Raw genomic sequence first — 11,962 nt, forward strand, 5'->3', positions numbered from 1 at the left:
TCCGCCGGGATTTCCCGCCGGGGGACGGGAAGGGGAGCCGGGCCTATTGATTTCCGGCCGATGGTTGGGCCTGCCGGGCTGAACCCCCGGTCTGTTGTCTCCGGGACGATTGATCCCCGGGCGATTATGGCTTCCGCCGGGATTTACTACGGGGGGACGGGAAGGAGGGACGGGCCGATGGTTCGGACGGAAATGGTCGGGCCTGTACTGTGGCTTCATGGGCGGTCTTGCCATGGGGCGGCAATTGTGGGGGCGGATGTAATGGCCCCGGTAATAGGGTGCCGGTCCCCACGTGGGAATGTAGTAATTGGGCCGGATCAGGTTGATGGAATAAATGGGGCTGCCGAACGTGTCATAGGCATAGATGGGCCTGCCGCCGTAATACCCGTAAATGGGATAGCCGGAATTGTCATACATGTAGGAAATGCTGGAACCGCCGCTGCTGTAGGAGCCCGCTACGCTAAAATTGTCGTAGTAAGGATCATAGCAGCTGGACAGGGCGCAGCCTATGGCCGCCGCCAGCATGGAATTTTTCAGAAGGTCATATGCTTTCATGATGTTAAATTCTTTCAGGGTTTGTCTCCCTTTACATGAAAAGCGCTGAAAGAAATGCACATTTGTTTAAAATATTTTTGCTTGGAACGCGGCTTCCTTTTGTCTTAAACTGCAAAAACGTTCTACGCGATGGGTATTCTCTTTCAAGATAAAAAAATAGGCCTTGCCCTTTTGTGCGACAATGCGCCCTATACGCTTGCCATGACACTGGCGTCATATGAACGGACCGGATTGCTGGACTATCTGGATGCCGCATGCGTCGTTTATCCGGAAGGGGGGGGCAAAGTGGAGCATACGGCCCGCGTCTGCGGTATTCCCGCCGTGCCCTCCAGCATGGAGGGCGGATTCGTCGGAGCCCTGGCTACGGCTGTCACTACACTGGACACGGATTACGTGCTGCTGGCGGAGGACGACTGCATGGTATGGGAACATTTGCGCGGGGAAACGCTGGAAAAGCAACTGAAACAGGCGCTGGGCCTGCTGGTCTCCGGGCAGGCGGACATGGTGAGGCTACGCCATGCCTGGCGTGGAAGCACCCGCTACAAGGCGGCTTATACGTACTCCTATTTTTACCCTGTGGAACAACTGGCCACCCTGTGGATGCATGCGGAAGGCCTGTCCGAAGCCCCGGACTGGATCAAAAGCATGCGCCGTTTCTTCCACCCCGTCCGTTCCAAGCGTTCCATCGGCCGCTGCGTTTATGTGGAACAGAACCCTCATCTGCGTTTTCCCCAGTACATCAGGAAGATCGAAGGGGGGTATATCATTGACAGCGAGGTTTTCGAATGGACCAACCAGCCCACGCTCATTGCCCGTTCCAGAATGAGGCAGATACTGGCGGGGCTGGCCCAGGCCCAGGGAAACATCGGCAAGCTTCCCCAGGACTTTGAAAATGCTGTCAACAACCCCCGCTGGCGGGATGCCCATATGAACATAGGCGTCATACGGGGAATTTTTACTTAAGGAGAAGCCATGGCGGAGGAGGGCAGCCCAACTGCATGGTATGAATGCACCCGGTGCGGCGCCTGCTGCCGCTGGGCCGGCGACGTATGCATTGAGGAGGATGAAGTACGTGAAATCGCCCTCTTCCTGGAGATGGACGAACAGGCATTCATCAATGAATGCTGCCGCCTGCGGGCCAACCGCAAAGGTTTGTCCATCAAGGATGCGGCGGACGGCGCCTGCCTGATGCTGACGGAAAACGGCTGCCGGATCAATCCCGTCAAACCGCGCCAGTGCCGCGATTTCCCCAATAAATGGAACTTTCCCGGTTGGCGGGAGTTGTGCCGTGCGCGGGAAGTAAATCAAACAGCGGGACCCCGGTAAGGGGAAAGACGGTCTCGACAAGCCTGCCTGCGGCGTTTCCAGGCCAGGCAGAGCAGGGCGGCCAGGCTCAAAGTGGCGGTGCCCGGTTCCGGAATCAGCGCCAGCGCATTGCCTACATCCGTGGAAAGCCCGTACACTCCCTTGATGAAAAATTCGCGGTCCTCCCGTTGGTACCAGCCGTCTTCCGTCGTCTGGAAGTATAGGCCGCCGTTTTCGCCTGTGTAGCAGGCCACTTCAAACATACCATTGGAGGAGTGGTAGCCGTATTGGAGATCGTCGGAATCCGTCAGATACATTTTCGTCAGCAGGGAAGTCTGGTCGTCATATTCCACTCCCCACAGGGTGATGGCGTGCGCCGTTTTCCCTAGAGTGTCGCCAATGCTGAGCGTCAGGCCGTATCCCTCATTTAAACGGTCCAGAATATACTGGGAGGAAGCGGAATAGGAAGTGGCATTGTAGGCGCTGGTCAGGAAAACCGCCTGGTTTTCAGAAAAAATGCTCCGGTAATATCCTCCCGCGGCAGCGCCTTCCTTGAGCTGGGACCATCCTTCCACTCCTGCAGGCGGATAATCCCCGGAAAGCCACCATTGGAACGCATAAGAGGCGTTTCCGCCCAAATCCGTGAAGGAATCCTTGAAGGTTGTCCATACGGCTTCTCCGGTGGGAGTTCCGGATGGAATGACGTACCTGTCCTGCCACCAGTTGAGAATATTGCTGGCGGAGGCGGCCCAGCAAAGATTGTCGTCTCCCGGAGCAAGCGTTTTATTGGCGTCATACCATCCTTTCTGCGGAGAAACGCCCCAGGTCCAGGTTTCCAGAAGTTCGGCGTTTGCGCAAGAGGCGGCAAATGTGCAAATCGCGATCAGGGAGAGAGGCTTCATGATCATGTCAAGTTGGAGATATTGTGTAATCCTTAGCGGATTTGGAATCCGGAGTCAAACTACAATTTTGAGAGGAAAACATTTAGGCTCATTCCTGGCGTTGGGTCAGGAGCCTTTTTCACTTGGAAAACGAAGCTTGCCGTCTTCGCCGATGAATGATTTCCAAATCTGCGCCACGGAGAATTTTTCTTTCGCCTGTGCCGTTCAAGACTTAGGCAAGAGAGAAGAGAACTCCTTTACTCCCAGTAAATTGCATTTATCAGTAAAACCGGGAAAATTTACTGCGGCATAGGAACGTGAAATGCTGAAGCAGACCGAGGAAAGAAATGGCTTATTCCCGTACAGGAACCTTCCGGATTCCAAATCCGGTTTTATTTTCTTCTCTAAAAGGGCAAAGGGGAAAGGACAAAAGCAAACACGCGCCAGGGAGGAAATGAAGGTTATTTAATACTTCGCATAATATATGTAATGCAAAATTAAATACTGGTGGAGATAGACGTCAAACCGTTTGCTGTAAAATAGATAAGGAGATATTCCGACATTTCAAAATCAGGAACTCTTCCCCTGTTGAAATGTTGTTCCCAGCAATGGCATCATCCTCTGGGATGAAAACGGTGATGGATGGAATTCAGCCGTTGCTGTTCCAGATGCGTGTAAATCTGCGTGGTGGCGATGTCCGAATGTCCCAGCATCTCCTGGATGATGCGGAGGTCCGCGCCGTTCTCCAGCAAATGCGTGGCGAATGAATGGCGCAGGATATGCGGAAAGACATGCTGGTCGATCCCGGCGGCTCTGGCGCGTTCCTGAAGAATCTGGCGCACCCGCTCCCTGGTCAATGGACGCCCGCGGACGGTCAGGAAGATGTGGCTCTTCGTTCCCGGTTTGACCAGTTTGGGCCTTCCGTGGTCCAGATACGCCTTTAGGGCGTCCAAAGCGGACGTGCCGATGGGAACGAGCCGGGTTTTGTCCCCCTTCCCCCGTACCCGGACAAATGCTTCATCTGCGTCAAAACTTTCTAATTTACAATTGATTATCTCGCTTACGCGCATGCCGCAGGCATAAATCATCTCCAACAGGGCCCGGTCTCTGCATCCCAGTGGAATATCCTGAATGTCAATACTTTCAAGCAGTTTTGAAACGGTATGCTGATCCAGCACGTGAGGCAGTGTCAGCCCCTGCCGCGGCATCTCCATGAATGCGGAGGGATCCTTCTCCAGGATGCCCGTTCCGGCCAGCCAGCGGAAAAAAATGCGCAGATGCACCATTTCCACGCGCATGGAACTGCGCGCCATGCCGCGGGACTGCAAGTGCCGGAGAAATTCTGCCAGGCTTCCTATGTCCACCCGGGAAGGGTCGGCATCCCCTTCCCCCAGAAACCGGGAAAACTCTTCCAGGGTCTGCCTGACAGAGACTTGGTAGGCGGCGCTCAGCCCTTTTTCCGCAGCCAGAAAGCGGATGAAACGTTCTATGTGAGCCTGCATGCCGAATCCTCCTTCTTTGTCCCGTCTTTAAAAGCGTTCCACCAGAAACAGGAACTCCGTCACATTCTGGGGACGGTTCTTCAAATTCCGGCTTCCCCGGAAGGTGGCGTAAGGCGTTTCCAGCGTGGCGATGTGTCCCAGCCTGGCCAGGAAAGCCGTCATTTCCTCATAACCGATGAAACCTTCCGAACTGTAGGACAGCAGAATGAATTTGGCAGGACAGGATTCCAGCAGATGGAACAATGATTCCGTGGCCTGATGCCGGCTGTTGTACGTGGAGCGTTTCCAGTCCTTCGGAATGCCGGAAACGCGGCTGATTTTTTCCGGCCGCTTGTAGGAGGACAGCAAATTCAGCATGAAATAGTTGGAGCCGTACGGATGTTGGTTGTAGGGGGGGTCCAGGTACACAACGTCCATCTCCGGCAATTCCTCCGCCAGCTCGTTGGCGTCCCGGCAATGGATGGAATACCGGCAGTCGAACCTTGAGAACACGGGAAATTGCAGGGAAATGTCCCCCAGAATGCGGCTCAAGGCGTTTCCTCCCGAACCGCCGAATTTTCCGACTCCCTGCTTGTCCTTGTAAAATCCCTTGAACACGCCTGCCGTATTGGCATGGATGGAGGCTTCCGCCAGCAAAGGGGCAATGAAGTACGGCCGTACTTCCTCCGGCAGCAGATTGATGGTCTGGCGCGCCGTATCCAGATAAAGGGCATTCCGGCGCGTGTAAAAAACGCGGTCTTCCGCCGTGATGCGTTCCGGATTCCGGGGAGCGTACAGCTCCGTAATGAAACCGGGGGATTCATGAGTTTCCATATACCGCAGCAGACGCCTGTAATGCCTTTCCAGCTCCAGGCCGTCCACTTCTCCGGAGTTGCTCAGATAACAGGTGTTGACGAGTCGGCTGTATTCTTCCAGATCATTGACGATCAGTTCTTCCGAATGTTTTTTCAGGAAGCGGGCCACAATGCCGCTGCCGGAAAACAAATCTCCGGCCTTGAGCTGCTCCTTCCCCAGGCGGGCCTTCACATATTTAAGTCCGCGTCCCAGGAAATTCAGCAGGGAACGCTTGTTTCCCAAGTAAGTTACAATCTGTTCAGTCAGGTATCTGGGGTCTTCCTCTATCTCGGTCGAAAGAGCGGATAATAGCGCATTAGGGGTCATAAGCAAGCCGCGCCAGCATACGGCACTGCGGCCTTTCCGTCAAGTTGAGCCGATGAATAAGAAATGGAACGGGATTTAAGTATTCATCAGGGATTCCGGCTGTGGCAGATGCGCTTTTTGAACCCTTCCCGGAAAGGTCAATTGTTCCACAGAAAACTGCCTGCGCCCCGCGGACTTCCTGTAGATGAACCGGCTTTTTGTTTGCGGTTTTGGAAAGGCAATCCCATGGATGGCATCTCCTTTTCCGAAAGAGTTCTCCTGCCTTCCTCTGAAGAAAGGTCTTTTCAAGCCGGAAACACGTGTTATATTCTCAATAATCATGAAAACCCGTTTACTACCCTGCACGCTGGCGTGCATGCTCATGACAGCCATGCCCGGCTTTTCCGGGCCGGAAGACGACTTTTATGAAGCCAACTTGACGCTCACGCGCGCCGGCCGCCTGGAAAAGGAGGGCGACTTCAAGGGAGCTCTGGAAAGCAGTAAAAAAGCGGCTCGGCTTCTGCAAGCCCTGAAACAGTCCTTTCCCGACTGGAATCCCTCCTGGATAGCGTCCAAGCTGGAAAATGCCTCCCAAATCCGGGAACGTGTGGAACTGCTGGCGCAAAAAGCCCCCGAACCTAAAAAGGAAGACCATTCCCTGAAGCCGGGAGAATGGAGGGACGTGACCTTTGAACGGGCCTACAAGGCCCACGAACAGCAACAACTGGCTGTCAGGCAGGTTCCCCCCGCCCCGGTGGCAGCCCCGGTTTCCGTGTCTTCTCCCGCGGCATCCCAACGGATCGCTCCCTCCGGCAGGCGTGCGGAGGTGCGCATCGTCCAGCCGCCGGCATCCGTCGTTCCCAGACGCGCTCCGGAACCTACCAGGGTGCCTCCGCCGCGGTCGGACCACGGCGGCCGCTTCCGCATCGGCGGTTGAAGGGGGACGTCTTGGGAACAAGCTCCTGCTCCATGTTGAAAGAGACAGGGATGAGGGAGCCGTGACCTTTGCCTTCAAAAAGTCACTGACAGTTGTAGCCTCTTTAACATGTCGGCTATCTGCGTATTTGCATCTTCCGTTCCATGAACGGAGGCCTTGGTTCTCATGGATGGATGCTTCCCCCCGTACCGGGGAAAAGATCAGCGTCTCCGCTGAAACGCGCATTCCCTTGCGACAAAAAAAAGAGCCGTCTTCCTTGCTGGGGACGGCTCTTGATATAAAGGCGTTTGCCTTAAAGACGGTTAGTTCTTGGCGGCTTCTTCAATCGCCACGGCCACGGCCACGGAGGCGCCGACCATGGGGTTGTTGCCCATGCCGATGAGGCCCATCATTTCCACGTGGGCGGGCACGGAAGAGGAACCGGCGAACTGGGCGTCGGAGTGCATGCGGCCCATGGTATCGGTCATGCCGTAGGAGGCAGGGCCGGCGGCCATGTTGTCCGGGTGCAGGGTACGGCCCGTACCGCCGCCGGAAGCCACGGAGAAGTACTTCTTGCCCTTCTCGTTGCATTCCTTCTTGTAAGTGCCGGCCACCGGGTGCTGGAAGCGGGTGGGGTTGGTGGAGTTGCCGGTGATGGAAACGTCCACGCCTTCATGCCACATGACGGCCACGCCTTCGCGCACGTCATCGCAGCCGTACACGCGCACGGCGGCCTTCGGTCCTTTGGAGAAGGCTTTTTCCTGCACGATGTTCAGCTTGCCCGTGGCGTAGTCGAACTTGGTCTGCACATACGTGAACCCGTTGATGCGGGAGATGATGTAGGCGGCGTCCTTGCCGAGGCCGTTCAGGCAGACGCGGAGGTCCTGCTTGCGGACGCGGTTGGCGGACTTGGCGATGCCGATGGCGCCTTCGGCGGCGGCAAAGGATTCGTGGCCGGCCAGGAAGCAGAAGCATTCCGTTTCGTCGCGCAGGAGCATGGCGGCCAGGTTGCCGTGGCCCAGGCCCACCTTGCGGTCGTCGGCCACGGAGCCGGGAATGCAGAAGGACTGGAGCCCTTCGCCGATGGCTTCAGCGGCGTCGGCGGCCTTCGTGCAGCCCTTCTTGATGGCGATGGCGGCGCCCACCACATAGGCCCAGCCGGCGTTTTCAAAGGCGATCGGCTGGATTCCGTTGACGATTTCACGGACGTTGATGCCCTTGGAAAGGCAGAGCTGTTCCGCTTCTTCAATGGAACCGATGCCGTACTTGGCCAGGGCTTCGTTGATCTGCTTGATGCGGCGGTCGTAGGATTCGAAAAGAGGCATAATGGTAATAGTGCTTGAAGTTGATATACTCTTTTTAATTCAATCTCATTCGTGACGAGGATCGATGTACTTGGCGGCCTCGTCGAAACGACCGTAGTTGCCCGTGCACTTGGCGACGGCTTCGTTGGCGTCCATGCCCTTCTTGATCATTTCCATCATGGGGCCCATGCGCACGAACTCGTAGCCGATGATTTCACCGTCTTCGTCCAGGGCCAGCTTGGTGATGTAGCCTTCAGCCATTTCCAGGTAGCGGGGGCCCTTGGCGCGGGTGCCGTACAGGGTGCCGATCTGGGAGCGCAGGCCCTTGCCGAGGTCTTCAAGGCCGGCGCCGATGGGCAGGCCGCCTTCGGAAAAGGCGCTCTGGGTGCGGCCGTACACGATCTGCAGGAACAATTCGCGCATGGCGGTATTGATGGCGTCGCACACGAGGTCCGTATTCATCGCTTCCAGCACGGTCTTGCCGGGCAGGATTTCCGCGGCCATGGCGGCGGAGTGGGTCATGCCGGAGCAGCCGCTGGTTTCCACAAGGGCTTCTTCAACGATGCCGTTCTTGACGTTCAGCGTCAGCTTGCAGGTGCCCTGCTGGGGAGCGCACCAGCCCACGCCGTGGGTCAGGCCGGAAATGTCCGTGATCTCCTTGGATTGAGTCCAGTTGCCTTCCTGGGGAATGGGGGCCGGACCATGGTTGCAGCCTTTCTTGACGCAACACATTTGTTCGATTTCGTGTGTAAACTGCATGGTTTTAGGATGTTAATATGAAGACGGCCCTGCAGTCATCGGACAGTGCCGCCTCGTAGCGGCACGGATCATATCAGCAAATCCCGGAATGGCAAACACGAATGATTGAAAACCGGAAGAAAACCCTCATAATCAGTTCGCAGTCCCCTTCCCTGCATGAGAACGCGGCATCGTCATCCACTTCTCAACAAACTTGCAATCATCTCTGTCTTAATACTCATGATTGACGGTGCATGGACCATGTGGGGAAAGAAGGGAGAACCGGGGCGCGTGCAGACCGTCACGGCCGCCCTGGACCTGCCCCAGTGGGGGCCGGAATCCGGCCCTCCCCTGCGGGTTGCCGTGGCCGGGGACTTCCACCTGCGCCCGCGCGGCGGCAGGCAGGCGCGCAGGTATATGGAAAAAATCATGGAGGCCCGGCCGGACATGATCTTTCTGCTGGGGGACTATGCCAACGGCCACACCCGGAAAAGCAGCATGAGCCCGGAAAAGGCGAGGGGCTACTTCCGGATGCTCAGGGCCCCGCTGGGCATCTTTGCCGTGCAGGGCAACCACGACCAGTACTACGGATGGGAGCCGTGGAAAAACATGTTCACGGACCTCGGCATCTGCGCGATGTGGAACGACTCCTTTCTTCTCCATCTGCCGGGCGGCAGAAAGCTCCAGCTTTCCTCCGTGCGGGACGACTACCACATGAGGATCAGGCCGGAGGAACTCCCGTTGCGCCTCTCCCCGGCCATCCCCCACATCCTGCTCTCCCATGTGCCGGACATCTTCCCCCTGCTGAAGCCCGGCACGGCGGACGCCGTGATCAGCGCCCACACCCACGGCGGCCAGATCTGCCTGCCCGGCGGCATTCCCCTGGGCTGCATCTCCCGGGAAAAAGTCAAATTCACCTATCCCTGGTCCCGCTTGAACGGCACCCCTTTCCTGATCACCAGGGGGCTGGGATGCAGCGTGCTGCCCCTGCGCCTCTGCTGTCCTCCGGAAATCATCGTGCTGGAAATCCGTTAAACAAATCAACTCCCATCAACTCTGCCCGCCTGTGAAAAACATCCTCCCTTTCTCTTATTCACATCATATTTACATCTTGTTGACAATTGCAGGTGCGGCCGCCTGCCTGGAATCGTGCTCCGCACCCGCCGCCGCGCCGTCTGCCGTGGCCTCCTGGTATGAAGGAACCCTTTACGAAGGCAAGCCCTTCTACGTCACCAAAAACGCAGTCAGTTGGAAAAGCGGCAGAAAAAACGCGGACTTCGGCCATTGGACGGCCGTCAGCGTCTATGACCCGGCCACGTATATGAAAGCGGAAGGCAGGCAATTCACCATCGGTCCCGGCTACGGGTGGGACGGCGTCACCTGGGGAGCCACCCTGCCGGACATGCTCCTTCCTTCCCTGTTCCACGACGCCATGCTCCACGCCAAAATGAACGGCGCCCCCATCGCCAGAAGCCAGATAGACCTGGCCTTCTACGACCTCATGACCACTCAGCGTGCCAGACATAAAGGACTCTACTACCGTTTCGTGCGCCTCTTCGGCTGGTGCTTCACCTTCCCCCAGCACCCGCGGACATTGACAATCCACCGGGAGGATTCCGGGGCTGAATCACTTTCCCGGAAACCATGCCGTTCCGATGGCGGCCATGGAGCTTGATGCCCCCTGATTCCGGAGGCAGACAGACACTTTCGTCTTTTTCCTTTTTCTGAATGATCCAGCCAGTTGAACATGAAAAAGCTGGCAATCCTGCCTTAAGGGAGACTCTTCCGGCCAGCCGGCGGAGGGAATGGGGATTTGACCCTGAATAGTCGGTTTTGGTTCGTCTGTGTAGTTAGCTTAATCCTGCTTCCGGCGTCGCAACGAACATAAATGTCCGTGGACATAATGGTAGTTGCTGATAACTCATATCAACTATGATTCGGTTAACTGACTTTTCAAAATATATTCATCTAATAATTCATATAGCCATGTATCAATGGGAGTGAATGAAAAATCGAGCTGTGTTGCCTTATCAATATTTATACTATATTCATCAATGCCATTATATGGTGCAGGTTCACCACTATCACTTAGTAGAATTTCTTTTCCTGTTTTCCGTTTACAATATTCAGCTATTTGTTTTATGGATACAGTTCCTTGATTCGCCCCATGAATTGCTCCACAGAAATCCTTGTCTGCCAGATATGCAAGAAATTTACCAGCCTCACTTGCACGAACAAATGCTAGTTGACTTTCAAAATTATCTATATGAATTGGTATTTGCTTAATGATATGATCGACATAGAAATATAATCGATTCGTATAATCATCTTTACCAATTACAAAAGGAAGTCTAACCCTGACACTTGGGATACGCGCATAATTCTTTATCAGGGCGCATTCTACTTGTTGCTTGGATTTACTATAAGGAAAATCATCTCTTTCACAGTACAGTAGTTTTGTATTCTCGGCAGCAAAATCTTCTTCTTTTGTATCTAAATGTAGCTTATTATAAACAGCTGCAGATGATATCACAATATATTTTTTGCATTTTACATGTTCCAATAAGCGTATGACATCATTGGAACAAAACGCAAGACTATCATACACCAGATCAAACTGCAAATTTTTAAAAAACTCCTTAATTTGTTTTTCATCAGTTCTATCAAAACAAATCCGATTCACTTTATCTCCATAGTTATCCTTTGACTTTCCACGTGTCGCAATGGTAACTACGTGTTCATTGGAAAGCAGACTCAATACCAAATGCTTACCGATTAAACGAGTTCCACCGATAACTAAAATATTCATTTCATTATCTCCATTTTCTTCACCAATCCCAATTTATCTATCACTATTAAATCATCTTTCAAGCAATATCATACCATGGGCATAAATGTCTATGCCCCGATTATCCGCGCTCTGCTTCCTTTTCCCGTTCCGGCTCTCTGCCCTGCCTCAAAATATTGTCAATGTTTCTCTTGATAATGTCATATTCCCCCGACCTGTTTTTTCAGCTTGCCATCATCAGCGTACAGGACTTCCCGCTGCTCTTGGAGCTTTTCATACTCCACTACCTTACGCCATGTGTTCTGTACCAATTTGGCAAACGCCGGAATGAACCCGAAAGCACTACCAGTATATCATGGGACATTCCAACATTGACATGACGCTGAGCTATGATGTTCATGCCGCTTCTGACAGTGCATCAGCGGAAATGGAACGGCTGACTGCGTAGTATTTTACTACTCTTTCTACTACATTTGAACGCAGCTCTTTCCGGCGTCAAGGAGGAGAGAGGCGTCCTTTATTCTGAAAAGGAAGTTCACCAGTAAATAATCGGCTACGCTGGGAATAAGACTCCCCGGCTCTTATAATTAGCATTAATTCGGATGGCTTTAATGTAACATTTTAAAGCTTCTTCTTTCCTTCCGGAATTTGATAATAAAATACCTTTATTGTTCCAGACTATGACATTATTCGAATTAATCTTCAAGGCCTTGTCGTAACTCTCTAGCGCTTCCTTCTTCCTTCCAAGAGCGGACAGAACAACTCCCTGATTGAAATAGACCTTGTCATTGTCAGGATCAAGAACAATCTTGCGCTCCCATTTTTCCAATTCC

Annotated in this window: 13 protein-coding genes and 2 pseudogenes; 6 read left to right on the plus strand and 9 right to left on the minus strand. The window is 54.0% G+C overall.

What is annotated here, in order from left to right; all coding sequences use genetic code 11:
* Positions 1-684 precede the first annotated feature (684 nt).
* Both OQH67_RS11570 and OQH67_RS11575 read left to right on the plus strand, forming a co-directional pair.
* Entirely contained in the window at positions 685-1,518 is an 834-nt protein-coding gene (locus tag OQH67_RS11570) for a hypothetical protein (protein ID WP_215458913.1), read from the plus strand.
* A 9-nt stretch (positions 1,519-1,527) separates the two neighbouring features.
* A complete protein-coding gene (locus tag OQH67_RS11575) occupies positions 1,528-1,881 on the plus strand; it encodes a YkgJ family cysteine cluster protein (protein ID WP_215433818.1) in 354 nt (117 codons plus the stop codon).
* On the opposite strand, the gene OQH67_RS11580 is transcribed toward OQH67_RS11575, so the two are convergent.
* The 4 genes from OQH67_RS11580 to OQH67_RS11595 form a co-directional block, all read right to left on the minus strand.
* Positions 1,860-2,768 (minus strand): IdeS/Mac family cysteine endopeptidase, encoded by a 909-nt coding sequence (locus OQH67_RS11580; protein ID WP_215719908.1) that lies wholly within the window; start codon positions 2,766-2,768, stop codon positions 1,860-1,862. The two genes, OQH67_RS11575 and OQH67_RS11580, sit on opposite strands and share 22 nt — an antisense overlap.
* Before the next feature lie 587 nt (positions 2,769-3,355).
* On the minus strand, positions 3,356-4,243 hold the full coding sequence (locus OQH67_RS11585) for a tyrosine recombinase (RefSeq protein ID WP_215433815.1): 888 nt from the start codon (positions 4,241-4,243) through the stop codon (positions 3,356-3,358).
* A 27-nt stretch (positions 4,244-4,270) separates the two neighbouring features.
* Positions 4,271-5,365, minus strand: coding sequence for a DNA adenine methylase (locus OQH67_RS11590; protein ID WP_215434031.1), 1,095 nt, complete (start codon positions 5,363-5,365; stop codon positions 4,271-4,273).
* Between the two features lie 114 nt (positions 5,366-5,479).
* The gene (locus tag OQH67_RS11595) at positions 5,480-5,725 is read right to left on the minus strand and encodes a hypothetical protein (RefSeq protein WP_215433814.1); all 246 of its coding nucleotides are present in this window, start codon (positions 5,723-5,725) and stop codon (positions 5,480-5,482) included.
* Here OQH67_RS11595 and OQH67_RS11600 point away from each other — a divergent pair.
* Entirely contained in the window at positions 5,724-6,320 is a 597-nt protein-coding gene (locus tag OQH67_RS11600) for a hypothetical protein (protein WP_215433813.1), read from the plus strand. The genes OQH67_RS11595 and OQH67_RS11600 overlap by 2 nt on opposite strands.
* Before the next feature lie 302 nt (positions 6,321-6,622).
* On the opposite strand, the gene OQH67_RS11605 is transcribed toward OQH67_RS11600, so the two are convergent.
* Positions 6,623-7,624 (minus strand): GGGtGRT protein, encoded by a 1,002-nt coding sequence (locus OQH67_RS11605; RefSeq protein WP_067573408.1) that lies wholly within the window; start codon positions 7,622-7,624, stop codon positions 6,623-6,625.
* 45 nt (positions 7,625-7,669) lie between these two features.
* Complete coding sequence (locus tag OQH67_RS11610; protein ID WP_067573406.1) at positions 7,670-8,362, minus strand: iron-sulfur cluster assembly scaffold protein; 693 nt, start codon at positions 8,360-8,362, stop codon at positions 7,670-7,672.
* Between the two features lie 219 nt (positions 8,363-8,581).
* Here OQH67_RS11610 and OQH67_RS11615 point away from each other — a divergent pair, with 219 nt between their 5' ends.
* Positions 8,582-9,376: a metallophosphoesterase gene (locus tag OQH67_RS11615; protein WP_215433812.1), complete on the plus strand. Its 795-nt coding sequence runs from the start codon at positions 8,582-8,584 to the stop codon at positions 9,374-9,376.
* Positions 9,377-9,452: 76 nt separating this feature from the next.
* Positions 9,453-10,016 carry a hypothetical protein gene (locus OQH67_RS11620; RefSeq protein WP_215433811.1) on the plus strand — a complete coding sequence of 188 codons (564 nt, stop codon included), beginning with the start codon at positions 9,453-9,455 and terminating at the stop codon, positions 10,014-10,016.
* A gap of 255 nt (positions 10,017-10,271) precedes the next feature.
* Here the strand turns inward: OQH67_RS11620 and OQH67_RS11625 are convergent, their stop codons facing one another.
* Together OQH67_RS11625 and OQH67_RS13105 are read right to left on the minus strand one after the other, a co-directional pair.
* Entirely contained in the window at positions 10,272-11,150 is an 879-nt protein-coding gene (locus OQH67_RS11625; protein ID WP_215433810.1) for an NAD-dependent epimerase/dehydratase family protein, read from the minus strand.
* Between the two features lie 100 nt (positions 11,151-11,250).
* Positions 11,251-11,410 (minus strand): annotated as a pseudogene (locus OQH67_RS13105) (relaxase/mobilization nuclease domain-containing protein); the annotation flags it as partial.
* 4 nt (positions 11,411-11,414) lie between these two features.
* Between OQH67_RS13105 and OQH67_RS11630 the strand changes: the two are divergent.
* Positions 11,415-11,577, plus strand: a pseudogene (locus OQH67_RS11630) (tyrosine-type recombinase/integrase); the annotation flags it as partial.
* Positions 11,578-11,682: 105 nt separating this feature from the next.
* On the opposite strand, the gene OQH67_RS13190 reads toward OQH67_RS11630, so the two are convergent.
* A complete protein-coding gene (locus OQH67_RS13190) occupies positions 11,683-11,958 on the minus strand; it encodes a tetratricopeptide repeat protein (RefSeq protein WP_215433809.1) in 276 nt (91 codons plus the stop codon).
* Positions 11,959-11,962: the final 4 nt, after the last annotated feature.

Source organism: Akkermansia biwaensis (assembly GCF_026072915.1).
In the GTDB taxonomy this organism is placed as follows: domain Bacteria; phylum Verrucomicrobiota; class Verrucomicrobiia; order Verrucomicrobiales; family Akkermansiaceae; genus Akkermansia; species Akkermansia biwaensis.

Bases quoted from the DNA above. Each gene is read 5' to 3' on its own strand.
- OQH67_RS11570 (WP_215458913.1), top strand. From the start codon at position 685: ATGGGTATTCTCTTTCAAGATAAAAAAATAGGCCTTGCCCTTTTGTGC.
- OQH67_RS11575 (WP_215433818.1), top strand. From the start codon at position 1,528: ATGGCGGAGGAGGGCAGCCCAACTGCATGGTATGAATGCACCCGGTGC.
- OQH67_RS11580 (WP_215719908.1), bottom strand. From the start codon at position 2,768: ATGATCATGAAGCCTCTCTCCCTGATCGCGATTTGCACATTTGCCGCC.
- OQH67_RS11585 (WP_215433815.1), bottom strand. From the start codon at position 4,243: ATGCAGGCTCACATAGAACGTTTCATCCGCTTTCTGGCTGCGGAAAAA.
- OQH67_RS11600 (WP_215433813.1), top strand. From the start codon at position 5,724: ATGAAAACCCGTTTACTACCCTGCACGCTGGCGTGCATGCTCATGACA.
- OQH67_RS11595 (WP_215433814.1), bottom strand. From the start codon at position 5,725: ATGATTATTGAGAATATAACACGTGTTTCCGGCTTGAAAAGACCTTTC.
- OQH67_RS11605 (WP_067573408.1), bottom strand. From the start codon at position 7,624: ATGCCTCTTTTCGAATCCTACGACCGCCGCATCAAGCAGATCAACGAA.
- OQH67_RS11610 (WP_067573406.1), bottom strand. From the start codon at position 8,362: ATGCAGTTTACACACGAAATCGAACAAATGTGTTGCGTCAAGAAAGGC.
- OQH67_RS11615 (WP_215433812.1), top strand. From the start codon at position 8,582: ATGATTGACGGTGCATGGACCATGTGGGGAAAGAAGGGAGAACCGGGG.
- OQH67_RS11625 (WP_215433810.1), bottom strand. From the start codon at position 11,150: ATGAATATTTTAGTTATCGGTGGAACTCGTTTAATCGGTAAGCATTTG.